The organism is Flavobacterium ginsenosidimutans, assembly GCF_037478105.1.
In the GTDB taxonomy this organism is placed as follows: Bacteria; Bacteroidota; Bacteroidia; order Flavobacteriales; family Flavobacteriaceae; genus Flavobacterium; species Flavobacterium ginsenosidimutans.
Genome location: NZ_CP147988.1, coordinates 1,846,059 through 1,869,643, shown reverse-complemented (window position 1 = coordinate 1,869,643; position 23,585 = coordinate 1,846,059). Strand labels below are relative to the sequence as shown.

The following is a 23,585-nucleotide window of genomic DNA, read 5'->3' as shown; positions in this document are numbered from 1 at the left end:
AGCTAAAGCTGGAGGCAATTCAAAAAAATAATGAAGAATTGGAAGTTTTATAATGCCTTGTTCGTGAGAGTCGTGTTTGTAATGGCACTCTTTCTTTGCAGTGCGCTATTGTTATATAAAGGATTTCAATACAATGCTTTATTAGTTGGAGTTTTTGTTTTAATTTTTCTTTTCGAAATGTATTTTTATGTCAAAAACCAATTGCTGTTTTATGACAAAACGATAAACTCGATTCTACACGACGACTTTTCTACCCATTTCCCAGAAGAACATAAAAAAGACAATTTTAATAGCCTGTATCTTTTATATGACACTTTAAAAGTTCAGAAACAAGAGCAGATTTCCAAAGAATTAATCTACCGTTCGATTTTGAACAGTATTGATACTGCTGCTTTAATCTTAGAAAGACAAGATGATGATTGGTCTATTTTTATAATGAATGACTGCTTTTCGAATCTTTTTAAAGTACCAAAAGTAAACCATTGGAAATACCTAAAAAACTATCTTCCGAGTTTATGTAGCGAGATTGAAAAAGTTGGTTTTGCAGAACTTAAAACGGCTATTTCAATCAAAATTGAAGATCAGGATTTGCAGACTTTTATGCTCCAGACTTCGCGGACACAAACCTATAATAAAGAGTATTTTATCATTTTGCTGGATAGTATTCAGCGTGTTATTGAGAAAAAAGAAAAAGAAGCATGGATTAATTTGATGAAGATCATTTCGCATGAATTAATGAATTCTTTAACGCCTATTCGTGCGCTTTCGCAGAATCTGCTTCATATTGTAGATCAGGAAGAGTTGGAAGAAGATGATTTTGAAGACATCAAAAGCAGTATTTCGACAATCATAAATAGGAGTGATCATTTACAGTTTTTTGTGGAGAATTACCGTAAACTGGCAATGCTGCCAACACCAAATAAACAAATGACGCCAATCAATGCTTTGTTTGAAGATTGTCTTCGAATTATGAGTCCGATCTTGAAGGAAGAAAAAATCGAGTTGATAAATGAAATACATAGTTCCCGTTCTATTATGATTGATAAAAATCAGATGGAGCAGGTGATTATCAATTTGATTACCAATAGTATTCATGCTTTAAAAGAAAAAGAAGAAAAGAAATTAATAATCTCCAGTTATACAGAAAACAATCGTTTTTTCATTGTGATTTCAGACAACGGAAAAGGAGTAGATGCTGAGATTCGAGATAAAGTTTTCTTGCCATTTTTCACCACAAGAAAGGATGGCGCGGGAATTGGTTTGACGCTTTCTAAGAATATTATTGAAGCTCACGGAGGTTATCTAAGCTATCAAACCGACGAAGATCAAACGAGTTTTGTGATTTGCTTGATTTAGTGGGTTTGCCACAAAGATTTTATCGTAGAGACGCACTGCAGTGCGTCTACGCAAAGAGAATAAATATCGAGAATGGTTTTAATTTCGTAAAGTCGAGAAGTCGCAAAGTTTTTTTCACGCAGATTTTACAGATTTGAGCAGATTAAATTTGAAAAAATCAGTAAAAAGATCTGCGCTCATCAGCTAAATCTAAAAAGATCTGCGTGAAATAAATATTTAGCTTTCAACTTCTGGTTTCCAAAAATGCTTTTCAAAATCTACAATCTGATTGTTAACTACTTTGATTCCCTCATTTTCCAAAAGCTGTTGCATTAAATTAGTTCCGTCAAAATGATGTTTTCCTGTCAAAAGCCCTTTTTGGTTAACGACTCTGTGCGCAGGAACATCATCCATATTATGACAGGCATTCATTGCCCAGCCCACCATTCTTGCAGAGCGTGCTGCACCTAAAGCTTTTGCAATAGCACCATAAGAAGTAACTTTTCCAAACGGAATTTGTCTGGCGATTACATAAACTCTTTCGAAAAAATTTTCCTCTGCCATGATTATTTTGCCACAGATTAAAAGGATTAAAAAGGATTTTAAAATTACTATTTATCTGCTAAAATCTGCGGAATCTGCGTGAAAAATTATTTACCACAAAGGAAAAAATCATTTTAAACCTTTTATCCCGATAGCTATCGGGAGTGGCTATAAAAATTAACCGAAATAATAGTTTAAAATATTAAAAAGCGTTGCAACAGCCACTAATCCAGTAATAGTCCCGATAATGGTATTCATGTTTCTCATGAAGTAATCGGTTTTCTTTTCTATTCTTCCGAAGAAAGCAATATAGCTGTATAAAATTCCGAAAGCACCAAGAACAGAACCTAATACAAATGTTAGTATAATCGGGTTTTGAAAAGTAAAAAGATTGTATGAAGCCAGTGTAACACTTACGACAACATAATACGGAATAGGGAAGAAGTTTAATCCAGAAAGCAGCATTCCGAGGAAGAAACTGCTTTTTTTGCTGCTCTTCTTTATTTTCGTTTTTTTCTTTGCTATTGGATCTTTCGCAAAAAATAAAAAGTAAATAGTTAAGATCGAAAAAATAACAAAACCAACTTCACGCAATAAGGTTACAACATCTGGACGATTGTCTATAACACGAGCAAATAGCACTGCGATATAAGCCTGAAAGAAAATAACCAAAACAGCACCAATTACAAACGATAATGCATTCTTTTTCCCTTCTTTCATTTTTATTTTGGCAGCAGTCATATTGAGCAATCCTGGCGGAATTGTCCCAATAGCAGCAGCAATAAAACCTGTAAGTAATGGAGTAAGGTAGGTCATTTAGTTATTAAATCAGTTAGATAAAGGTTTCAAAATTAAAGTTAATCTTTAATTTTGAAACGAATATACGTAATTGCCTTATTAATTTCTAAATATTGTTTTTCGTAGAAAGTCTGGATAGAAGTCACAACTTCAGGGCTTCCTTCGTTTTTATACACGTTATGATTCGCGTATAAAACTTCGTGACCTTCACCATGAAGTAATCCAAGTGTATAACCGTGCATAAATTCGCTATCGGTTTTAAGGTTTACAACACCGTCTTTTTTCAGGATTTTTTTGTACAGTTTTAAGAACTCAGAATTGGTCATTCTGTGTTTCGTTCTTTTGTATTTGATCTGAGGATCTGGGAAAGTAATCCAGATTTCGTCTACTTCGCCTTCGGCAAAAATATGATTGATCAATTCGATTTGTGTACGAACGAAAGCAACATTATGAAGACCGTCTTCAACAGCAGTTTTAGCACCACGCCAGAAGCGAGCACCTTTAATGTCAATTCCGATAAAATTTTTGTTTGGGTATTTCTCTGCTAATCCAACAGAATATTCTCCCTTTCCACATCCTAATTCTAAAACTAATGGATTGTCATTTTTAAAGAAATCAGAGTTCCATTTTCCTTTTAAAGGCATTAAATCGCCTACAACTTCTTCTCTGGTTGGCTGAAAAACGTTTTGGAATGTTTCGTTTTCTCTGAATCTTTTTAGTTTATTTTTACTTCCCACTTTTACAAAAATTTTCGGCAAAATTAAGGAATATAAACGAATGAAAATAGCGTAATTAGGTTTAAAAAGTTTTCAGCCACGAATTCACGAATTTTATTTTTAAAATAATTCGTGAATTTGTGGCTGAAAAAAAAATATTTTTAACCGTAATGAGGCTCAGTAATTGGCTTTGATTTTGGATCTAATGTTTCATCGTGTTGAGATAAATCCAATCCGATGTGTTCTGATTCTTCTGAAACTCTTAGCGGAATAATGAAATTAGTTACTTTAAACAAGAAATAAGCTCCGAAGAAAGTAAAGATTGACACTAAAACCAACGCCATCATGTGATGTCCAAAAACATTCCATCCACCGTGAAGTAAGCTTGCATCTTCGCCGTGAGCGAAAATCGCAGTCAAAATCATTCCCATAATTCCTCCAACACCGTGGCAGGCAAAAACGTCAAGTGTATCGTCGAATTTTTTTGAATATTTACAGTTTACAGCTGTGTTAGAAACCAAGGCCGTAACGAATCCGAAGAACATACTTTCTGGCACCGAAACAAATCCTGCAGCTGGTGTAATGGCAACAAGACCCACTACAGCTCCAATACAAGCACCTAAAGCAGAAACTTTTCTTCCGTTCATTCTGTCAAAGAAAATCCAAGTTAACATAGCTGCAGCCGATGAAGTTGTTGTTGTAGCGAAAGCCATAGCAGCAGTTCCGTTAGCAGCAAGAGCAGATCCAGCGTTGAATCCGAACCATCCAAACCAAAGCATTCCTGTTCCTAATAAAACAAAAGGAATATTAGTTGGAATATGCTGACTGTTTTTTCTTTTTCCTAAAACAATAACTCCTGCCAAAGCAGCAAAACCAGAACTCATGTGTACCACAGTTCCTCCTGCAAAATCTTTTACTCCAAAATAACTTCCTAAAATACCCGTCGGGTACCAAACGGCGTGACATAAAGGAGCATATATAAAAATGGTAAATAAACTAATGAAAACTAAATAAGAGATAAAACGAACGCGCTCTGCAAATGAACCTGTAATAATTGCAGGGCAAATGATGGCAAATTTCATTTGAAACAAAGCAAAAAGCATAAAAGGAATTGTGCTTGCCAATTGTTTATGAGGCAGAACGCCAACATAATCCATAAAAGCAAAAGTGGTCGGATTACCGAAAAAGCTGTAAAAATGATCTCCAGAACCAAAACCAACCGGTTCTCCAAAAGCCAAACTAAATGCAACTACAACCCACAAAAGCGTCACGACACCCAGACAGATAAAACTTTGAAGCATGGTCGAAATAACGTTTTTCTTTCCCACCATTCCGCCATAAAAGAAAGACAATCCTGGCGTCATGATTAAAACCAGACAGCTAGAAGTAAGCATCCAAGCAACATCGGCAGGAACGATATGATCTGTAGTTCCAAATTCTGATAAAACATAATTATTTTCTGTAACTGTTGGCCAAAATGCCCCTATCGTACATACGACGCTTATCATGATAAAGGAGATAATCCAGCGTTTTTCTATTTTCATTTTTAAAATACTTTGTTTAACCCTATTTTTTTTGGGGTCAAAGTTAGAAAAAAATAAATATTCTTGTTTTAAAGGCTGTTAAAATAGAGGTATAGGTTTTATTTTGATTGATTTTGTAAAATACAGGTCGTTTTTTTGACAGTATCTTATTCTAAAGTTACAAAAAAGCGCTGTTTTTAACGAATTTATTAAAATTAATTTAGCAACAGCGCTTCTAAAGTGCTAGAAAAGTTACGTTTATAATAAGAAATATGTAAAATGTTTTATTTTTTTTGAAGTTTTGCAATCAAAGCGTCTTCAATTGGAGCTTTTATTTTGGTTACGGCATCAACCTCATCATTTGGAACAGTCATAGATAGAACATAATGCTGAATTTTCCATTCGTTACCTACTTTTACCAAAACTCCAGAACCGCGGCAGATTTTCATTTGTGTGTCTAACAATTCATCAAACCAAGCAATCTTTCCGCTTTTATCAAAAAAGATATGACGTTCTAAAGCTTTAAAATTCCACGTTGTTCCTTTATCGAAATAAGGTTTTGCCCAAACTGAAAATTCTTTTTTGGTCCAATTTTCGGTTGCATCGGTTCCAATGTAAATCGCATTGTCTGCCAATACATTAAAGTAAGCGTCATATTTTACTTCACCCGCAGCTTTATGCCACGCATCAAGAGTCTGGTTGATTTTGTTTTTGTCAGCTTGAGCATTTGCAAAAGAAGCAATGAATAAAATAAGTAAAAGTGTTTTTTTCATGAGTACTATTATTTGAGTTTAAAGATATTAATTTTTTTGAACCATATAAAATTACATAAGAAAAAAACAAGGAAGATTTCTTACAATATAGATAATCGTCTATAGAAAGAATGCAAAGTTTGTTTTAAGATTTTCTAATGACTCTGTAACTTTGCAACTTTGTTTCTTTATTCTTTACTAAATTATCTTACATTACTTATATGGTGTAATATCTCAAAAACCACTATATTTGATTTTCAATAAAAATACCCCAGTCATGAATGCAAAAATACTTCTAAGCTCACTAGCTGTTACTTCTTTACTTTTTATTTCCTGCAAAAAGGAATTAGAACCGCAAGAAACCACAGCAACCTCTGAATTAGTAAGGTTAGGACTAGCAAAAGATACTACAAAAGCTGCTCCAGTGGTGCAAAATCCTGCAGCAAACCCAAATACTGTTTTAAGTGACACAAAAGGAATTAATCCTGCTCATGGTCAGCCAGGACACCGTTGCGATATTGCTGTTGGAGCGCCTTTAAATTCTGCACCACCACAGCAAGGACAGGTTACAGCACAAGCAGGACAAACTGTAAAGGTAAGTCAGCCTCAAGTTGTGACTACTACTACGACAACACCAGTTAAAGTGGCAAAAGGAATGAATCCTCCACACGGACAGCCAGGACACAGATGTGATATTCCTGTTGGAGCTCCTTTAAATTCACCTAAAGCGACAGCGACAACAACAGCTTCAAACACAGCTCAAAGCGGAACAGTTACGCAAAACTTTACTGTTACTCCGCCAGCATCAAACCCAGTTCCTGCTTTGTTAAGCACAGAAGGTAATGAAGTGAAAGTAGCAGACGGAATGAATCCGCCACACGGAAAACCAGGTCACCGTTGTGATATTGCTGTTGGCGCACCATTGCCGAAATCGTAAGTGAAAGTGACAAAGTAATAAAGCAACAAAGTGACAAAGATTCTAGGAAAACTTAGAATCTTTGTCACTTTGTTACTTTGCAACTTAATTATATTAATGTTCTTTTATTTTTTCGAAAGTGCTCGTCAATGTTTTTTTAGCTTTTGCCAATGCACCGCTAAAAGCTTTTTCAAGACTTTCGGCGTGTTCTGTAACTGTAATTGGCTGTAGTTTTACGGGACGAACTTCAATCACACACTTTTTGTCATGCAAGCTGAATTTTTCTCCATTTTCATCTCCAAAATGAATTTCTACGCGAGTAATTTTATCTTGAAAACGGTCTAAGCTTTTTTCTACTTCTCCAGAAAAATAACTTTCTAATCTTGCACTTCCTTCAATGTTTTTGTCGGTGTTGATTTGTACTTTCATAACAAATAAAATTTAATGATTCATTCTCAAACTTATCGATTTTAAAGATAAAAGACAAGTTGGTTAAGGAAATATTATGAAATTTTAAACGATTTATTTTTCAATTTTGTAATTTCGATTTGGAGAAAATATACTCAGAGTATCTTATTTTTAAAATAAAGAAAAAACTTACAATTTGTTTTTGTTTTTCATATATTTGAAGTTCCTAAAACTTCAAATAATGAACACAAAAAAAATTTTTGCCCGTACGGCATGCTGGCGGTATTGGAAACAACTGCAACGCGTATTTGAAGGCGTAGGACAGCTAACCCGTGCGGGTTTTATTTTCCCTAAACTTCAAATTTATGAGTACCAACACCCTTTCCAAAGAAACCGAATTGAGGTTAACAGAATTCTTCAACAATTCAATCGATTCGAAAAGTATGGCAAAAACCATTAGGCAAGTAAATTATATGCTTGCGCTAAATGTTATTCGAGAAGATGGATTTTTAAAAACCGAAACAATAAATCTTGAAGACAGTTTTTTTTGGTTAAATCAGTTAGCTGAAGCTCTTGATCCTTATTTGGATGTGGAGTAAGAAATGAGAAAAGCCACTGAGAAGTGGCTTTTTTGTTTGACTACTTAATAAATCTAATTTGTAAGTTCAATTTGAAGTATAGTGTGTCTTTTTCAATATACAAATCTCCAAATTCATATCTTGATGTGCTTGCTGTATCTAATTTTGTCGTATTTAAAAGATAATTTTCAAATTCGTTTTTATTGTATATATGATAGCAAACAATTTCTCCGTCGTTTTTAACTATAAGATATCCTCCTGTAGCATGATATTCTCCTGTCCAAACTTTTGTTGGTGTCATGCCTAAAGCAATATCGGTCAGCAATTTTTTTATTTTATAAGAATAAAATTTATGATTGTTGCTTAGATCAAAGTTTAAAGGATTATTTTCTTGTGCATGTTCAACAAGTTCAATTAATTTAGATCTTTTGCTAGCATAAAAGTCAAAAACAATTTCACTAAGAATATTTGGTAATAAACTATCAATAAGAGCCAGATTATTTCCGAAAATTTGATTTTCAATCTTGACAAATTCTAACTTTCCATTCCGCTTTAAAATTTCATTTATTCTTCCTTTGATGTCACGAGATATTTTCTCTCCTTTTTTTATGAAAATTGAATTTATGTATTTTATATCTTCAGTGTAATTTAAGCCTGTAACCTTAAAAATAAAGTTTGTTGGTTTACCTGGATTTAAAAGCGTAGAAGGATTTCCAATCTGAGATTTAATGCTAAATCCTAAAGTTGGTTGTTGATTTGTTCTTAAATCATGAATAACGATTTGTATGTCAGATTTTGTTTTTGAATCAGCTTTCAGAGAAATACATTTAATCTCAGACATGAAAGATTCAATCTCAGGAACAGCAAATGTATTTTGTTTGTTTTCTTTAATTTTTTCAAATAAGTACAAAGATCTTATTTTAAACTCCTCCATTGGAATTCTTAATAATTCTTCTTTATCACTTGATATTATAACGATATCATCGTGAATAGAATATTCAAAGGAACCGTTTGATTCTGTTCTGAGTATTTTTACAATAGGATAAAAGATACCTTTTAACTTATTTATATTTTCATCTCCAGGGGTTAATTTTCCATCACTTAGAAGTTTTAGCAAAGTATAAATTTCACTCCATTCTCCTTTATTTCCGCTAATCATAAGAAAGGTCTTATTATATCAATTATTTTCTCAGCCGTTGCTTGAATTGCAGGAATAGCAACAGAATTTCCAAATTGTTTATATGCGGAAGCATCAGCAACTGGAATTACAAAATGATCAGGAAAACCTTGTAATCTTGCCCATTCCCGAGGAGTCATTTTTCTGATTCCTTCACGATTTACTTCGCCTTTAATATGGGTAGATGGAGTAAAATCTGTAATTCGATCGTCAAAAACTAAATTTCTTTCTCTTCCCATTCCTCCAACTAAGATAGAATTTGATATTTCGTCATCTTTAATGATTTGATATCCAAATCCATTTCCTTTGCTAGCGTGTCTTTCTTTGTGATTTTTTAAAGTTTGTAAATATTGATTTGATAAATAGTATTTCGTAGGAACTACATTGGTTTCTTTAACATCTTTAAATGTAACTTTTTCATCTAAAGTTTCTGGATATTCAAATGACTTTATTCCTAAGTCACTTCTAAAACCAACAATATAAATACGCTCTCTGTTTTGAGGTACACCAAATTCTTTTGCGTTCATGATTTCAGGATCAGGCACATAATATCCTAAATCATTTCGTAGAACATTTAAAATTGTTTCTAAAGTTTTTCCTTTATCGTGACTTTTCAGCCCTTTTACGTTTTCTAAAAAAATTGCTTTTGGTTGTTTGTCTCTTATAATTTTGGCAACGTCAAAAAATAATGTTCCTCGCGTATCTTCAAATCCGCCTCTTTTTCCTGCAATTGAAAAAGCTTGGCAAGGAAATCCTGCGCATAAAACATCAAAACCTTCTGGAATATAATTCTTTGTTCTTTCTTTTGTTATATCTCCAAAAGGAGTTTCTCCAAAGTTTGCTTTGTAAGTTTTTTTTGCGTTTTCATCCCATTCAGAAGTAAAAACACATTTTCCTCCTAAATTCTGTAGAGCAATTCTAAAACCACCAATTCCAGCAAAAAGGTCGATAAATTTAAAAGTATAATTTTCGGGAGTAGGAAACGGAACATCTTCCACTTCAAAAAGTAATTGTTGTAATGCAGAATCAGAAACCATATTTAGGTTCTCTTCTTCGTTCTTATATTCAACAATTTGTTTTATGTATTGAGCAGCTTCTTCTTCAAAATGATCTTTAACGCCGTTATGATAATTGTGCAGATAATGTGTAACAACGGCTTTTCTATTATCGTCTTCTTCTACAAAGCGATTTTTAAATTTTTTACCATCAAATTCGTCAATGTTGATCTTTTCTTCTCCCGTCATTTTGCGCTAAAATTAATGGTGCAATTTATGAATAATAATCCAAAATTAGGAATTATGTTTTCCACAAAACGGAGTTGATAAGCAGTAATTATTTCTTTAACTCTTATCCTTCTTCCCCCACTTAACCTTCATTTTTCCTTCATTATCATAAGCGATCAAATGCAGGACAATACCCTTTTCGCGAACGGCTTTTCGTTCTTCTTTGGTGGCGAGTTTGGCGTCGTTTTTAGAATTTCTTAGCGGAACTGTAAGCGCAAGATTGGTGCCTCGTCCGAAAGAATAAATACCTTCTGCATCAAGGTTGAGAACGCTCGAACTGATAGTCAATTTATGAACATCTATCTGTTCGCCGCGAAGATTGAGCGAACCCGATAAATCGCTGAAAGTAATATTCTCCACATCGCGAAACGGAAAAGCAAATTTGCCGACTTTCATAATCGGTTCAAAATTGATTAAGGCACCTTGGTTGACATTAAAATCGAGTTTTCCTTTCATAGAATTCATAATCAAATCGCCTGTGCTGCTCATTAAACCTGCAACATTGGCATTGCTGGTTAATCGGCCACGAATGTTTTTTGGACTAAAAGATTTGATTCCGAAATTGTTGAAAGACCTTAAAAAACTCGCAATATCAACTCGGTTTACCTGCGCGTTTGAGGTAAAAACATAATGGTTTCCGCTTGGCTGGACAGAACCGCTAAAATTAATACTTCCGCCAGAGGTTTGTAGTTTTCCGTTTTTGAGCAGAACTTTAGAATTGAGCATTTGTAGCGTAGCTTGCGTATTGGTTGCAGTAAGCGCGCCATATGTGATTTTATCGGCCTTTAGATTAATTACAGCTGTACATTTTTCGATTACCGATCTTAATTGATTTGTAAAATTCACATTGTTTTTAACTGGTTTTTTCTCTGCTACTTTCTGTTTTGGCGAATTTTTTAAAACGCCTAAAAACTGTTTCACATCAATATTTGGGCAGTAAATATTCCAATTTACGACCATTTTTTCGGGCGCATCGTAATAGAGATTTAAGAAATTATCGATTTTTCCGTCAATGCGAATAATGTTCTTTTTGTGTTTGTAGGCAATTTTTTTAATATAAAGTGCCTCTTGCGTAAAGGATAATTGCACTGCCGTTTTTTCGGCGTGAATGTTTTTCGGAAGATAATCAAATGTGGCATCAGCAATATCTACATCGCCGGTAAATTTGGGTTTATTGATGTAGAGATCGACAATATCAAACTGAAATTTCAAATTGGCTTTGGCATGACCGCTTTCAAAATGAAGGATTTTTTCGTTCGTCATTCCGTTCAATTTTGAAATATCAAAATCAGAATTTACAACTCCAGTTGCAATTGGTTTTTCTAAATCATTGATAACTGCTTGTGCAATTTTTAATGGAATACTTTCATATTCAGCTTTAAAATTGGTTAGAATAATGGCTGAATTTGGATCGCTGGATTCCTTTTCGGGTTTAAAAGTGTTAGTAAAAATTCCTTTGAAAGAACAATTGGTAAACAAACCATCCGGAATGCTCAATTCGTTATCTCTCACATCTGCTTGCACCACAATCTTCGGATCGCCTTCTACATTCAAATCGCCTTTGATGTCGCAATTTACTTTAATTGGTTTTTTTATATCGAATTTATTCAGCTTCGAACTGATATTTCCAGACAATAAATTAGAAGCATTTTGCCATAAAATATCCGTTCCGATATTGATTCCGAAAAGCGAATTGCTTTTCCCGATATTAAAGAAAGCAACAATATCAAAGGCATCAGATCCAATTTTGAGTTTTTGAGTTTTGATATCTATTTTTTGATTGGCTTCAGCATACGAAATGTCAAAATTGCCTTCTAGAACTTTTTCTTTGGCAAAACTTCCATGAACGGTATTAAAAGCTAGACTGTTAATTTTGGTTTTCAAATACAGATTAGTCTGCCAGCTGTCATCATCATAATTTACTTTAGATTCCAAACTCGCTACATCAAAATCAAACAATTTATGTCCTAAATGATTGTCGATAATTACGTGAACTTGGCTCAAGCTAACCTGATCAATTGTAGTTTCAGGTTTCTCTTTATCGGTTTTAGGTTTTTTCTTTTTAGGTTTAAAAATGTTAGCATTAGAATAACCATCTTCGGCTTTGTAAATGTAAATATCAGCGTCGTTGATCAAGATTTTATGAATGTTGATTTCATGATGTAGTAAGCTCCAAATATTTAATCGTGCTTCGATTTCTTTCGCTCTCAGCAGAGTATGTTTGTGAGTTGGCCATTTATTGTCTTTTATTTCGACATCATTTAATGCCAATGTGAAGTAGGGAAAACCCGTTAGAAACTTATAATGGAAATCGGTAATATGAAATTTACCATTTATATTTTCGTTGATTTTGGTATTGACTTTGGCAATAATTTCGGTTTTATGTCGGTTGAAATAAATGGACAAACCTCCGCAAGCAAGCAGAAGAATTGCAATTAAGCCCAAGATAAAATATCCAAAACGTTTGGCATACTTTTTAAAAGAATCAGATTGCAGAAAGGATTTGGTTTTGGATAAAGCTTCTTTCATAGTAGCCGAATTTTGAATGTATTAAAGATACTACAAAAAACTTTAACTTTTTATTAGTTTGATTTTCAGGTAAATAAATTGTAAATTTAGTTTTGTATAGTTCATAATTAATGACAATACATTTATAATGAAAACTAATTTAGTAATCGTGTTTGATTTATTTTAAATTTTTAAATTTGTACTGTAGTTTGAAAGTTAAATATTCAGACATAATTTTAATCTTAATATATTATGGCATTAGCAATAACAGATGCTACTTTTGATGAAGTAGTTTTAAAATCAGATAAACCAGTAATGGTAGATTTTTGGGCAGCATGGTGTGGTCCTTGTAGAATGGTTGGTCCAATCATTGACCAATTAAGCGAAGAGTACGCTGGTAAAGTAGTTGTTGGTAAAGTAGATGTAGATGCTAACCAAGAATTCGCTGCAAAATATGGTGTGCGTAACATACCAACCGTTTTGGTGTTTCAAAATGGTGAAGTTGTAGGAAAACAAGTAGGAGTAGCTCCGAAACAAGCCTACGCAGATAGTTTAGACGCTTTATTGTAATCTCAGATTACTGACTAGTCCTAAATAATCGATACAGATTATTAGACAAATATATTTAATTAAACACCTGTAAGAACTTTTTTTGCAGGTGTTTTTGTTTTATAAGTTCTCATTTCTACTATGTTTTGTTTGTGCATTTGATTGGGTGTTAGCATATAATTAGAATAATGGGGCCTTTCATTATTATAAACCTCAATTGCATCTTTTATTAAAATCTTCATCACAGCAAGTTGCTGATTAAATTTATCAATATTAAATTCTTGTTTTAAAATTCCATTTATTCTCTCCGCCACTGCATTTTCATAAGGATCAGAGTTTTGTGTCATACTGCATCTTATATTGTTTTTATATAATAGTTTTTGATATTGATCAGAACAATACTGCAGTCCTCTATCTGAATGGTGGATTAATGTTTTTCCTTTATCTCGGCGCTGTTTTATTGCATTTTTTAAAGCTGTTAAACTGCTTTTAGTATTCATATTATCTGCCACATAAAAACCCATTATTTTTTTAGAGTAAGCATCTGTTATAAGACTTAAATAACATGGATTCTCTCTTTTTCCAACATAAGTTATGTCTGATACCCAGACTTGTTCTGGTCTGCAGATTTTTAAATCCAATATTAGATTCTCATGCTTTCTAAATCTATGATGAGAGTTTGTTGTTATATGATAAGAACGTCTAGGTGTTATTAATAAATGATTAGCTCTAAGTATATCTATAAATTTATCCCTGCCGATTTTGAGTTGATTCAATTGGATTTTTAAAAGATAATATAGTTTTTTTGCTCCTATTCGGGGCATTGTATTTCTAATTTTCAAAACCAGACTAATAACTTCTGAGGCAATAAGCTTTCTGGAACTGGTTCTTTTTATTCTTCGATAATAAACCTGTCTGTCTATCCCGAACAAAGTACAGGCAAACATTATTGTTTGTTGATGTTCTTCTTTAAAATGTTCGATTGTTCGGGTGGTGAGTTTTTTCGAATGTCAATTTGATATTCTTTTTCTGCTATATCAATCATCATATCGAAAATAATAGCTTTTTTATCGGCAACGTAAGCCTGCTGTTCTAAAAATGATTTTTGTTTTTCTAATAACTTCACTTTGGCTTCAAGTTCCATTATTTTTTGTTCAGGAGATTTTGGCATAGCAGAAGGTGTTTGATTGTCCCAATCAAAGTTACCAAATTTTCGAAGCCATTGAACGATTGTAGAACGGGACTGAATGGCATAATCTTTTTTAACCTGAGAAATTGAAATTCTTCCTTGTTCTATTTCCTGAACAATTTGAAGCTTAAAAGACATGCTGTAATCTTTTTGGGTGCGCTTTACATAGCGCAATTCTTGATCTTTTTCCATAATGATACTTTTTGTGTATCGCTATTTCAGGACAAGACACACGATTAATATAAAAAAGGTCCGACGAAAGTTGGACCTTTTTTATTGGGTTTATTTTTTTTTGCCACGAATTTCACAAATTGACACTAATTTAGTTTTTAAAAAGCAGATAAAACTGTCTTGATAATTTCACAAATCTAATTCGTGAAAATTTATGAAATTGCTTCGCTTGTTCACTATCGCTCGAGTCGTGGCGTACTTATTTAAAAATAATGGTAAAAGTTGCTCCTGCATTTGGCTTCGAGCAAACTTCGATTTTGCAGTTAATGGCTGCAGCCAAGTCACGAATTAAATGCAATCCTAATCCCGATTTGATCCCAATTACTTCTGAATCGTTGTACAAAGCCTTGAATTTTTCTTGCGTTCCGCCTGGGCCATTATCTGTAATAGAAAGATAGTTTTTCTGATTTTCATGCCAAGCTTTCCACACAATTTTGGCATTCGGAGTTTTGTCTAATGCTTTTATGGCGTTTCCTGTCAAATTCCTGATAATGGTTTTTAGATAATTTTCGTCTGTTTCTAAAATTATGTTTTCAGGATTTTCGAACAAGATTTCAACGTTTTCAATATTTGAAAAGTGTTTTTCAGTTTCATCGAATAAAATAGTTACGGCAATTTTTTTAGGCTGAGGTTTAAAGTTTTCCATCTGTCCTTTGCTCCAAAGCAGAATATCTTCCATCGATGACAATAAATTTTCGGCTCCAGTTGTAATTTTATGCTGCATTCTCGATGCGGTTTCTTCATCAATCAATTCAGGATTTTCTTTTTGAAGATGTAAAAAATGAATCAGATTTGAAATCGGACTTCGCAAATCATGATTTAAAATACTAAAGAATCTAGTTTTAATTTTATTGGCTTCGTCCAATTCCTGATTTAAAGCCTGAAGTTTCAAATTGGTTTTCTTTCGATTTTGACTTTGCTTCATTAATAATAATCCTATTATACAAACCAAAGCAATTCCCGAAATCAGAAATATACGCTGTTGTTTTACTTCTTTAATTTGAATGTTTTTAATGTCATTTTCTGTCGAAAGATTCTTGATTTTTTGCTGTTTAGTCTGATTCTGATAACGCGCTTCGGCAGTTGCAATGCTTTGTTTAGCAGACTGTGCCATCATTTCGTCATTGTTTTTGCTGTAGATTTCGTTATAATAATAAGCTTCTTTCCATTGTCCGAGCGCGGCATAACTTTGAGATAGTTTTTTATTGATCATGACAAAAGATTCTTTGTCATAATGCAGGGCATTTTTTGAAGCTTTTTTCAGTGTTTCGATCGCTTTTTTGTATTCTCCTTTTTCATATAAAACCCTTCCCATTATGGTATTAGCTTCCATGATCATATCTCCGTCGTTGGATTTTTGCCCAAACCGAATGGCTTTTTCAGCATAAATATAAGCGATGTCAGGTTTGCGTTCATTTGCATAATACTCAGACATACTGCGGTTTGCAAAGCTCAAATTAAGAAAAAGAGAATCTTTTTTAGAAGGGTAAATGTGTATGAGTTTGTAATACTTTGTAATACTATCAATGTTTTTTAAAGGAACAAAACTCTGCAAATAATAATTGCATAAAAAAGCACTTACGTAGGGAGAATTTTTTACATAAGGTTTTGCTTCATTCAAATACTCTATCGCCTTATTATACTGCTTCATTTTAGTGTAAGCACTTCCAATTTGAAGATAAGATATTCCAATATTCTCTTCGTTGACTTTGTCTTTTTTAAGCAGTTTTTTGTATGAAATCGCTTTTAACTGATAGCCAATAAAGGTTTCATATTGCGCATTATTCTGATAATATTCGGCTAAACTTCCGTTTAAAATAGCTTTGGTATAATTGTTTTTTGTAGTATCTAAAACTTGTTCGATATAGGTTGCCAAAGATTTGCTTTTTACGGTATCTTGAACCGAATAATAAACGTAATTAAGACGCATTAAAATGGTCGTTTCGTTTTTTAAATGTTTGACTTTATGAGCATATTTCCAAGCCTGTTCATAATTTATTAATGCTTTTTGATATTGATTGTTAGTGAATTCGTAAGCAAGTCCTTTTTGAAGATAAAAACGGCTTAAATAAGCATTGTTGTTTTTAGAAAGCAATATTCCTTTGTTTGCGGCAGGAATAAGTCTCGCATAATCTTCGGCATCTAAAAGTGATGTGGAGTATTTCAGCCATACTTTAAGTTTTTCGTCAATAGTTTTATAACGTGCCAAATTAGGTTCCCGCTGAGCAAAAGCATTAAAACTTATAAAAATAAAAAGCAGGAACTTTAAGTTTTTCATGCCATTAGATTTAAGTTTTCCTTATAACTTCTTCCAATTGGGATAATGGCATTATTATTCAAAACAATTTCATTCGAATTTATTTTTTGAACATATTGTTTCTGCACGGCATAACTTCTATGTATTCGGACAAAAGACTGAAAATGATCTTCTTTCAGTAAATTTCCGATACTCGAAAGCACGCAATGCCTCTTTCGGTCTGTAACTACCAAAGTGTAATCTTTTAGCGCTTCTAGATATAAAATTTCGTGAAGTTTTACTTTGGTTTGTTCATGTCCTTCTTTAATATAAATAGTATCGCCACCAATACTCGCTTCAAAGAGAGAAACTTTCAGTTTTATTTCCATAAATTCTTCAATACGATTTATGGTTTGAGTAAAGCGATCTAGTTTTAAAGGTTTTATAATAAAATCAAGTGTTTCGATCTGGAAACTTTCTACAGCATGTTCAGAATGTGCCGTTATAAAAACGCAAACAGGAACTTCGAGCGCTTGTTTTCTAAATTCAATTCCGTTTAAGCCAGGCATATCAATATCTAAAAACAAGATTTCTATTTTTTCTTTTTCTAGAAACGAAAGCGCTTCTTCGGCAGTTTCAAAAACGCCCAAAATATCCAGAACAGGAAACTTTTTGGCAAATGACAATACAGTTAACCTATCAATTTCGTCATCATCAACAATAATACAACTGTATTTTTTCATCATTCGAATCTAGATTTATGTTGTCTGTCTATTTAAAATGCTGTTCGTCTATTGGTGGTTTTTCCAATGATTTTATTGATTCAAATTTGTCCTGTAAATCATTTGGAAACGGAAAAAAACGAACTTTTGAGTTTTACAAAAATAATGTTATTGAATTAAATAAGAACCATTTAACCAATTTTTTAAGACTAGATTATTATGAGAGCTTTCAAAACCATTTTTACCATTTTACTAACTGCCGCTTTGGCTATTTCTTGTAGCAGCGACGACAATGACAATACACCAAAATTTGAAAAAGAGAATCCGCTTGACGCTTATTATACTGCAACAGGTTTTAGTACAGTAACGAACTTCATTAATTTTGGAGATTATGAATTCGGATTGGTATTTACGCCAACTGTCAAAGGAAAAATTAAAGCCATTACGCTCAAGCTCCCGTCGACAAACCCGTCTGTGCGGGTAACGATTTGGGATTATACAGCAAAAACTGTTTTGCGTTCTGAGACTTTAAATGTTGAAACAGCAGACGTACAAGTTTCTAAAGAAATCAGCGAATTAGCTTTAGATAAAGACAAAAAATACATGATTACCATGAATTCTAATGATTGGTATAAAAAGAACAAAGCCGACAATTCGAACGTAACGTATCCTATTGTTGCTGGAAACATTACATTCAATGAATACAGATGGGTTTCTGGAACTGCACAAATTTTCCCGACAAATGTTTCGGCAAATTACAATGCAGGAGATTTAAGCTTTGATTTTCAACAAACTGAATAATTCTTATTTTGGATAGCTTTGAATTAGTAAAGGAAAAGGTTTGACGATTGTCAAACCTTTTTCGTTTTTTTTAAATAATGAATTAGTGACTATGGTTTTCACTGTTTTCATAACCTAAAATCGTAATCATATAAGGTGTGCTGGAAACCTTAGTCTTTTTGATTGCCAATGTAGAAAGGTTTACTTGTATTAATTCTCCAGTTGTTGGCGAAGTGATATAGGCAAAACGATCTGTAACCGCCATTTGAGGTTTTAATGTCGCATCTGTAGCCGTTTCGGTTGTTGCTTTAATTTCTTTTGCAACTTGTAAACTACTGATATCATAAAGTTTAAAATCTCCAGAATGCAATAAAACAGCTAGTTTTGTATGATCGTAACTTACTTTACACTGCATAATTGTTGTGTTTTGAATAATTGGCTTTACGGTATTGGCTACAACGTCAATTAAATAAGCACCTTTTGCAGCAGTATAACCAATGAATTTTCCAGCAGAAGCCGTTTCTAAAATACTTCCAAACCAAGCCGTTCCAAAATCTTCAGGATGATCAATTAGTTTTTGGTTTCCGTTGCTTTCTACAACTAAAATTCCGCTAGAAGAACCGAAAACTGCATAAACTCCATCTGAAGCATTTCCGTGAATTCCTTTTGTGGTAATTTTAGCATCAAAAAGTGTTTTTCCTGTGTTGTCAATGATTTTTACTTTTTCAGGAAGCGTTCCTGTTACTGAATTGTCTTTCTCAGTAATCGCATAAGTTCCGTTAGTAAAAGTCGCCATTGCACCGTGATGCGCCAATAAACCTGCATTTATTGTTTTGAACGTTGCTCCAGCGGTATTTACATCAGCTTCTTTACCGACAGAAAGTGTTCCGTCTCCGTCATTGAAAGTCAGGATTTCTCCAATTTTACTTTTAAAATGCGTTGGTTTTAATGCGCTTGTCGCTAAAACTCCAAATTTTGCAACATCATCAACATCAACGTGATCGCCGTGTAATTCCAATCCGCTGTCGAAAGTTTCTACGAAATTATTATCTCTGTGAACAATTCCTGCAAAACGCCCAGATTCTGTTGTGTATAAAGAGGCTTTAGCAAATTTTGCCGTAAAAGAACTGATCTTATCTTCATGCGGATCAAAAAGCGTTAGCTCAGTCGTTTTTTCGTCAGAGAGTAAAACTCGAACAAATGTATGTTCTTCCGAAGTGTCGTGATCATGATCATGATCATCGTGGTTATCATCGTCGTTGCTACACGAAACCGCAAAAAGCGATACAGCAAATAAAAATAGTAGTTTGTAAAACTTGTTTTTCATTGTAATAAAGGATTTAAAATTTGTAAATAATTGAGTTTTGAATGGTTTGCTTATCGCGAAAACGAAAAGGGAATTTTCATAGAAACAATAATGTTTCGTCCCGCTTCTGGAAGTTCGATAAGTCGGTAAAAGCTGGTGTGATTTAAATATCTTGTATTAAATAAATTTTGGATCTGAATATTGATGCTGATATCCTGTTTTCCTGTCTTAACTTTTGAGCCAAAAGCCACATTAAAAACATGACTTTCAGCCGTTTTTTTCTCAGGTGGAACGATATTATTTTGCTGTGCTGTAAAACGATAATCAACAGAAAAATAAGGTTCTTTTAAAAATGAGATTTGTGGTTCGTAATTCAATCCGAACAAAACAGAAGGTGGCGGAGAAAACGGAATTGTATAGCCTTTTTTACTTCCTGACTTTTGTTCCGAATAAAGATATTCGGCACCAATTTCTGCACTTAAAGATTTCAGGAAATAATATCTTGTTTGAAATTCTGCGCCATAGCGAAAGACTTTACTTTGCTCATATTCAAAAACCTGATTTCCGGCACCATAATAAATATCATGCGTTGAGGTTGGATTGAGATAAATGAAATTCGGAAAATAGTTAACAAACGGAGTCAGTTGAAAAGAGAAGTTTTGTGCTGCCCATTCCATTCCCAAATCCAATTGATACGAACGTTCTGCGTCCAGATTCGGATTTCCTTTTTCGAATCGGAAATAATGATAATTCACGCCATTTGAAGCCAATTCTTTGGCAATAGGCATTCTAAAACTTGATCCCAAATTGGCTTTCAGAGAAAGCTTTCCAGGATTGTAATTTGCACCAATTGACCATGTAAAACTGTCAAAAGTTTTCGTGAGATCTTGAGAACGCTGTAAATATTCCAATTCTGTTTGATTGTTTTCTGAAACCGGACTTTGAAACCAATCGTAATACGATTTCATTTTAATTTTTCCGTAATCGTAACGAACAGCGCTGTTTAAGAACCATTTTTCGTTCAGTTCAATTTTATCATAAGCAAATAAACCAGCATTAAATTGTGTGAAAGACGGAATTAAAAAGCTCCATCCGCCAATTTCATTTTGTTGAAAAACCAAATTCGAACCAACCGTAATTTGATGGTTATCAATTCTGAATTCATCTTTAGCAGAAAAAGACCAGACATCTTTATCGTATTGGCGTTCCAAATCTTGTGGAGCGTACATATCTTCAGGATAAATTGGAGGCATATAACCGTGATTGACATAATGGCTATATTCTCTTCTAAAATTATTTTGAAAACCAATTTGCGTTTCAAAAGCATGATTTCCCAACTGAAAAGAAGTCGTATTACTAACCTTTAAATGATTGACTTGTTGATACGGCATCAAAATATCACGGCTCGATTTGTCATGTAATTCCAGATCTACATTTCGAGGTTCCAGCCCGTGCGCATTCGCGAAAAATCCGCTTTTGGTATGTACGTTACTGAAATAGAAAACCGATTTGAAATATTCTCCAGAATAACCTGTACTCAAATGAAGATCGAGTTCACGTCCAGCCGTATTTCGCAAATGATTTTTATATAACGGAACGGCATAACTATAGACATGAACCACATCGGTTGGAACGCGATAATCGCCGTAATCCATTGTGGTTACTCGAGAATCAAAGAACCAATTTTCGTTTCTTCCAAATAAATTAATAGAACTTCCAAATTGCGCATTGTTGCTTTTTCCGGTAAGATCAACGCTTCCGCCAAAAGTGTTTTGCGACGGAAGAGGCAAAGGTTTAATATTTATTGCGCCGCCCACAGCATCAGATCCATAAATAAATGAAGAAGGACCTTTTATAATTTCTACTCGGTTTACCGCATATTGATCGATTTCCAATCCATGATCTGCGCCCCATTGTTGGCCTTCGTGTTTCAAACCGTTCTCCACCACAATAACCTGATTAAAGCTCAAACCACGAATTAGGGGTTTTGAACCTCCAGAACCGATAGAAATAGTTTTAACTCCTGGCAATTTCTGCAAAGACTGCATCAAACTTCCGCCAAGATTACGCTGAATAAAACTATTGTTCACCGTTTCAACATTCAGCGATTCTTCTTTTTTGCGTTTTTCGGCAGAATTTCCGTTAATTAAAACTTCGTCAAGTTCCTTGATTTCTGGTTTCTTTTCTGATGGCTGATTTTGAGAAAAAGCTTCAGCTGAAACCAATAAACTGAGGAGTAAGAAACAATATTTCCAATACATGGATAGGGCATTCTTCATTAATCTGATCTTATAAAATTTTAATACTTAAACCTTTCAGCGTTTGCCAGCCTTCCTTATCCGTCAAGCGGATCATAAAATGGTAATCTCCAGAATCAACATCGGCAGGAATGGTGATTTGTGTCGTTGCTTCATAACTTTTCAAACCATTTGGAATAGTGTAATTGCTGATGAAAAGCATTGGTTTTACTGGAGTTTTTACAGCATCAGTTTCGCAAGTTGTTACTTCTGTGCTATGAGTATGATGATCGAAATTGTGATGAATATCTAAGCTATAAGAACCCAATTCGACATTGTCGTTAAAAGTGGCTTTGAAAGTGAAGGTCTTTCCGCGTTCAATTGTACTGCATTGAATAGGAAAAGCATCTACTGCTGAAATGTCAATTACTGGATATTCGGTATCGATTTCTACATTATCACTGGAGCACGAAGAAATAAAGGCAAGAGCAAAAATGCCTAATAGGAATTTTAAATTTTTCATATTTTTTGATTTATAATCGTTAGGTTTTTCTTCACTTCTAGCTTACTTCCGTTTTGATCGTTTACGATAATAATGAAGTCGTATTTTCCTTCTGCAGCATCTTCAGGAATGTCAAAATGCTTGTGAACCGTAGCGTTTTTTGAGTCCGCATATTGCGTCCAAGTAATTTCGTGAGACCAAGTTTTAGAATACGTTTCAGTGCTTTTTTGTACAATTTTCACTTGTACATTTTCGATTTTATCAGCAGCAGTTACTTCAGCATTAAAATGGAAATCTTGTCCAATAGTTGCTGTTTCGCTGTTGTTAAGACCTAGTTCGATTTTGTCAATCGAAGGAATGGCTGGTTCTGAATCATCATTGCTACAGCTTGAAAAAGCAATTGCAGCAAAAAGCGAAGCCAGAATGAGTTTTGTTGTTTTCATTTTTTCTGATTTGATTTTAATCATTTTATAAAGGGTATTTGGGTTACGAAAAAGGTATAATGATTCTAATATTCAAGTCCCAGAGAAACGGAATAGAATTAGAAAATTCGCCATTTGACTAAGTCCCAGCGGGACGAAATATTTATAGAAATCGATTTGCCATTTTAGAAGAGCCCCAGCGAGGTGAAATATCTTCTGAATGATTGAAAAACAGCACAACACAAACTAAAAACCAGAATTAAGTTTTAGTTTAAATGTTATAATCGATAAAATTGAAAGGGGACTTTTTGTGCAGAAAAAGCAATATTCTAGCAAAGAAATTTTGAATTCCAATGCAAAAATGAAATATCAATACAAAGTATTAACTGCTGTAAATGAAAGAGATTGCTATAAAAAGTTTTAAGATTTAAATCATTAAAAACAAATTAATAACCGAATTGGCATGCAACCTGTGCACAAAAAATTAAAGTGTAAAAGTGGGCGGGGCTCGCAGTGAGAAAAGCGACCCTTTGAAAAATGTAAAATGCTGTTGGTTGTAAAAATTAAGGTGTTTTACAACAGAAATATTTTTATAGAATTGAAAAATAGCAACTTCAAATGTGCCAACCGCGCTGAATTTAAAATCGCAAATCGAACATTTATGAAACGAATGAAGTTTTGCCTTAAATTGTGGTTTTTCTGAAACCGAAAATTCTATTTTCTCTTTCTGCGAATGCGTGTCCAAAATATGCTCATACGAGTGGACAGCAGGAAAAAGTATTGCAAACAATACGATTAACGGCATCAAGAGATTTATAAATTTAATTTTCTTTTTCATTCGTTGAGATTGCTTCTGATGGTTTTTAAAACCAGA

23 protein-coding genes are annotated in these 23,585 nt (G+C 33.6%); 5 read left to right on the top strand and 18 right to left on the bottom strand.

All coding sequences use genetic code 11. The annotated features are described in order from the left end of the window. The first annotated feature begins 30 nt into the window (after positions 1-30). Entirely contained in the window at positions 31-1,356 is a 1,326-nt protein-coding gene (locus V6624_RS08310; protein WP_111286087.1) for a sensor histidine kinase, read from the top strand. A 216-nt stretch (positions 1,357-1,572) separates the two neighbouring features. Here V6624_RS08310 and V6624_RS08305 read toward each other — a convergent pair whose 3' ends face one another. From V6624_RS08305 to V6624_RS08285, 5 genes are all read right to left on the bottom strand, one after another. Further along, complete coding sequence (locus V6624_RS08305) at positions 1,573-1,899, bottom strand: MGMT family protein (protein ID WP_338841535.1); 327 nt, start codon at positions 1,897-1,899, stop codon at positions 1,573-1,575. Between the two features lie 156 nt (positions 1,900-2,055). Then, entirely contained in the window at positions 2,056-2,694 is a 639-nt protein-coding gene (locus tag V6624_RS08300; protein ID WP_338841534.1) for a LysE family transporter, read from the bottom strand. A 41-nt stretch (positions 2,695-2,735) separates the two neighbouring features. Beyond that, positions 2,736-3,413, bottom strand: a complete 678-nt coding sequence (gene trmB / locus V6624_RS08295; RefSeq protein ID WP_095929742.1) for a tRNA (guanosine(46)-N7)-methyltransferase TrmB — start codon at positions 3,411-3,413, stop codon at positions 2,736-2,738. Positions 3,414-3,553: 140 nt separating this feature from the next. After that, positions 3,554-4,936, bottom strand: a complete 1,383-nt coding sequence (locus V6624_RS08290; RefSeq protein WP_338841533.1) for an ammonium transporter — start codon at positions 4,934-4,936, stop codon at positions 3,554-3,556. A gap of 263 nt (positions 4,937-5,199) precedes the next feature. After that, the gene (locus V6624_RS08285) at positions 5,200-5,688 is read right to left on the bottom strand and encodes a nuclear transport factor 2 family protein (RefSeq protein ID WP_338841532.1); all 489 of its coding nucleotides are present in this window, start codon (positions 5,686-5,688) and stop codon (positions 5,200-5,202) included. A gap of 256 nt (positions 5,689-5,944) precedes the next feature. On the opposite strand from V6624_RS08285, the gene V6624_RS08280 reads away from it, so the two are divergent. Then, positions 5,945-6,604 carry a hypothetical protein gene (locus V6624_RS08280; RefSeq protein ID WP_338841531.1) on the top strand — a complete coding sequence of 220 codons (660 nt, stop codon included), beginning with the start codon at positions 5,945-5,947 and terminating at the stop codon, positions 6,602-6,604. Between the two features lie 93 nt (positions 6,605-6,697). On the opposite strand, the gene V6624_RS08275 is transcribed toward V6624_RS08280, so the two are convergent. Continuing rightward, positions 6,698-7,012, bottom strand: a complete 315-nt coding sequence (locus V6624_RS08275) for an HPF/RaiA family ribosome-associated protein (protein WP_095929746.1) — start codon at positions 7,010-7,012, stop codon at positions 6,698-6,700. A 344-nt stretch (positions 7,013-7,356) separates the two neighbouring features. Here V6624_RS08275 and V6624_RS08270 point away from each other — a divergent pair, with 344 nt between their 5' ends. Further along, entirely contained in the window at positions 7,357-7,590 is a 234-nt protein-coding gene (locus V6624_RS08270) for a hypothetical protein (RefSeq protein ID WP_250348755.1), read from the top strand. Between the two features lie 40 nt (positions 7,591-7,630). Here V6624_RS08270 and V6624_RS08265 read toward each other — a convergent pair whose 3' ends face one another. The 3 genes from V6624_RS08265 to V6624_RS08255 all read right to left on the bottom strand — a co-directional run bounded on the left by V6624_RS08265 (position 7,631) and on the right by V6624_RS08255 (position 12,558). Next, positions 7,631-8,728 (bottom strand): HpaII family restriction endonuclease, encoded by a 1,098-nt coding sequence (locus V6624_RS08265; protein ID WP_338841529.1) that lies wholly within the window; start codon positions 8,726-8,728, stop codon positions 7,631-7,633. Then, on the bottom strand, positions 8,725-9,990 hold the full coding sequence (locus V6624_RS08260) for a DNA cytosine methyltransferase (RefSeq protein ID WP_338841528.1): 1,266 nt from the start codon (positions 9,988-9,990) through the stop codon (positions 8,725-8,727). Before V6624_RS08260 ends, V6624_RS08265 begins: the two co-directional genes overlap by 4 nt. Positions 9,991-10,086: 96 nt before the next feature. After that, positions 10,087-12,558 (bottom strand): AsmA family protein, encoded by a 2,472-nt coding sequence (locus V6624_RS08255; RefSeq protein ID WP_338841527.1) that lies wholly within the window; start codon positions 12,556-12,558, stop codon positions 10,087-10,089. Positions 12,559-12,789: 231 nt separating this feature from the next. Here V6624_RS08255 and trxA point away from each other — a divergent pair, with 231 nt between their 5' ends. Continuing rightward, a complete protein-coding gene (trxA, locus tag V6624_RS08250; RefSeq protein WP_008466289.1) occupies positions 12,790-13,107 on the top strand; it encodes a thioredoxin in 318 nt (105 codons plus the stop codon). 59 nt (positions 13,108-13,166) lie between these two features. Here the strand turns inward: trxA and V6624_RS08245 are convergent, their stop codons facing one another. From V6624_RS08245 to V6624_RS08230, 4 genes are all read right to left on the bottom strand, one after another. Beyond that, positions 13,167-14,033, bottom strand: coding sequence for an IS3 family transposase (locus V6624_RS08245; protein ID WP_204251648.1), 867 nt, complete (start codon positions 14,031-14,033; stop codon positions 13,167-13,169). Next, positions 14,033-14,467, bottom strand: coding sequence for a hypothetical protein (locus V6624_RS08240; RefSeq protein WP_204251647.1), 435 nt, complete (start codon positions 14,465-14,467; stop codon positions 14,033-14,035). The genes V6624_RS08245 and V6624_RS08240 overlap by 1 nt, the downstream gene beginning before the upstream one ends. Before the next feature lie 238 nt (positions 14,468-14,705). Continuing rightward, the gene (locus V6624_RS08235; protein ID WP_338841525.1) at positions 14,706-16,784 is read right to left on the bottom strand and encodes a tetratricopeptide repeat-containing sensor histidine kinase; all 2,079 of its coding nucleotides are present in this window, start codon (positions 16,782-16,784) and stop codon (positions 14,706-14,708) included. Beyond that, on the bottom strand, positions 16,781-17,488 hold the full coding sequence (locus V6624_RS08230) for a LytTR family DNA-binding domain-containing protein (protein WP_338841523.1): 708 nt from the start codon (positions 17,486-17,488) through the stop codon (positions 16,781-16,783). The genes V6624_RS08235 and V6624_RS08230 overlap by 4 nt, the downstream gene beginning before the upstream one ends. A 195-nt stretch (positions 17,489-17,683) precedes the next feature. Here V6624_RS08230 and V6624_RS08225 point away from each other — a divergent pair, with 195 nt between their 5' ends. Then, a complete protein-coding gene (locus tag V6624_RS08225) occupies positions 17,684-18,265 on the top strand; it encodes a hypothetical protein (RefSeq protein WP_338841522.1) in 582 nt (193 codons plus the stop codon). An 82-nt stretch (positions 18,266-18,347) separates the two neighbouring features. Here V6624_RS08225 and V6624_RS08220 read toward each other — a convergent pair whose 3' ends face one another. The 5 genes from V6624_RS08220 to V6624_RS08200 form a co-directional block, all read right to left on the bottom strand. Then, entirely contained in the window at positions 18,348-19,571 is a 1,224-nt protein-coding gene (locus V6624_RS08220; protein ID WP_338841521.1) for a hypothetical protein, read from the bottom strand. A 50-nt stretch (positions 19,572-19,621) separates the two neighbouring features. Further along, on the bottom strand, positions 19,622-21,829 hold the full coding sequence (locus V6624_RS08215; protein WP_338841520.1) for a TonB-dependent receptor: 2,208 nt from the start codon (positions 21,827-21,829) through the stop codon (positions 19,622-19,624). A gap of 10 nt (positions 21,830-21,839) precedes the next feature. Continuing rightward, positions 21,840-22,310: a DUF4625 domain-containing protein gene (locus V6624_RS08210; RefSeq protein ID WP_338841518.1), complete on the bottom strand. Its 471-nt coding sequence runs from the start codon at positions 22,308-22,310 to the stop codon at positions 21,840-21,842. Further along, positions 22,307-22,732 (bottom strand): DUF4625 domain-containing protein, encoded by a 426-nt coding sequence (locus V6624_RS08205; RefSeq protein ID WP_338841517.1) that lies wholly within the window; start codon positions 22,730-22,732, stop codon positions 22,307-22,309. The genes V6624_RS08210 and V6624_RS08205 overlap by 4 nt, the downstream gene beginning before the upstream one ends. 463 nt (positions 22,733-23,195) lie before the next feature. Further along, positions 23,196-23,549: a hypothetical protein gene (locus V6624_RS08200; RefSeq protein WP_111286051.1), complete on the bottom strand. Its 354-nt coding sequence runs from the start codon at positions 23,547-23,549 to the stop codon at positions 23,196-23,198. Between the last annotated feature and the right edge of the window lie 36 nt (positions 23,550-23,585).

Excerpts from the sequence above, each read along its gene's own strand:
- V6624_RS08310 (WP_111286087.1), top strand. The coding sequence starts at position 31 with ATGAAGAATTGGAAGTTTTATAATGCCTTGTTCGTGAGAGTCGTGTTT.
- V6624_RS08305 (WP_338841535.1), bottom strand. The coding sequence starts at position 1,899 with ATGGCAGAGGAAAATTTTTTCGAAAGAGTTTATGTAATCGCCAGACAA.
- V6624_RS08300 (WP_338841534.1), bottom strand. The coding sequence starts at position 2,694 with ATGACCTACCTTACTCCATTACTTACAGGTTTTATTGCTGCTGCTATT.
- V6624_RS08290 (WP_338841533.1), bottom strand. The coding sequence starts at position 4,936 with ATGAAAATAGAAAAACGCTGGATTATCTCCTTTATCATGATAAGCGTC.
- V6624_RS08285 (WP_338841532.1), bottom strand. The coding sequence starts at position 5,688 with ATGAAAAAAACACTTTTACTTATTTTATTCATTGCTTCTTTTGCAAAT.
- V6624_RS08280 (WP_338841531.1), top strand. The coding sequence starts at position 5,945 with ATGAATGCAAAAATACTTCTAAGCTCACTAGCTGTTACTTCTTTACTT.
- V6624_RS08275 (WP_095929746.1), bottom strand. The coding sequence starts at position 7,012 with ATGAAAGTACAAATCAACACCGACAAAAACATTGAAGGAAGTGCAAGA.
- V6624_RS08270 (WP_250348755.1), top strand. The coding sequence starts at position 7,357 with ATGAGTACCAACACCCTTTCCAAAGAAACCGAATTGAGGTTAACAGAA.
- V6624_RS08265 (WP_338841529.1), bottom strand. The coding sequence starts at position 8,728 with ATGATTAGCGGAAATAAAGGAGAATGGAGTGAAATTTATACTTTGCTA.
- V6624_RS08260 (WP_338841528.1), bottom strand. The coding sequence starts at position 9,990 with ATGACGGGAGAAGAAAAGATCAACATTGACGAATTTGATGGTAAAAAA.
- V6624_RS08255 (WP_338841527.1), bottom strand. The coding sequence starts at position 12,558 with ATGAAAGAAGCTTTATCCAAAACCAAATCCTTTCTGCAATCTGATTCT.
- trxA (WP_008466289.1), top strand. The coding sequence starts at position 12,790 with ATGGCATTAGCAATAACAGATGCTACTTTTGATGAAGTAGTTTTAAAA.
- V6624_RS08245 (WP_204251648.1), bottom strand. The coding sequence starts at position 14,033 with ATGTTTGCCTGTACTTTGTTCGGGATAGACAGACAGGTTTATTATCGA.
- V6624_RS08240 (WP_204251647.1), bottom strand. The coding sequence starts at position 14,467 with ATGGAAAAAGATCAAGAATTGCGCTATGTAAAGCGCACCCAAAAAGAT.
- V6624_RS08235 (WP_338841525.1), bottom strand. The coding sequence starts at position 16,784 with ATGAAAAACTTAAAGTTCCTGCTTTTTATTTTTATAAGTTTTAATGCT.
- V6624_RS08230 (WP_338841523.1), bottom strand. The coding sequence starts at position 17,488 with ATGATGAAAAAATACAGTTGTATTATTGTTGATGATGACGAAATTGAT.
- V6624_RS08225 (WP_338841522.1), top strand. The coding sequence starts at position 17,684 with ATGAGAGCTTTCAAAACCATTTTTACCATTTTACTAACTGCCGCTTTG.
- V6624_RS08220 (WP_338841521.1), bottom strand. The coding sequence starts at position 19,571 with ATGAAAAACAAGTTTTACAAACTACTATTTTTATTTGCTGTATCGCTT.
- V6624_RS08215 (WP_338841520.1), bottom strand. The coding sequence starts at position 21,829 with ATGAAGAATGCCCTATCCATGTATTGGAAATATTGTTTCTTACTCCTC.
- V6624_RS08210 (WP_338841518.1), bottom strand. The coding sequence starts at position 22,310 with ATGAAAAATTTAAAATTCCTATTAGGCATTTTTGCTCTTGCCTTTATT.
- V6624_RS08205 (WP_338841517.1), bottom strand. The coding sequence starts at position 22,732 with ATGAAAACAACAAAACTCATTCTGGCTTCGCTTTTTGCTGCAATTGCT.
- V6624_RS08200 (WP_111286051.1), bottom strand. The coding sequence starts at position 23,549 with ATGAAAAAGAAAATTAAATTTATAAATCTCTTGATGCCGTTAATCGTA.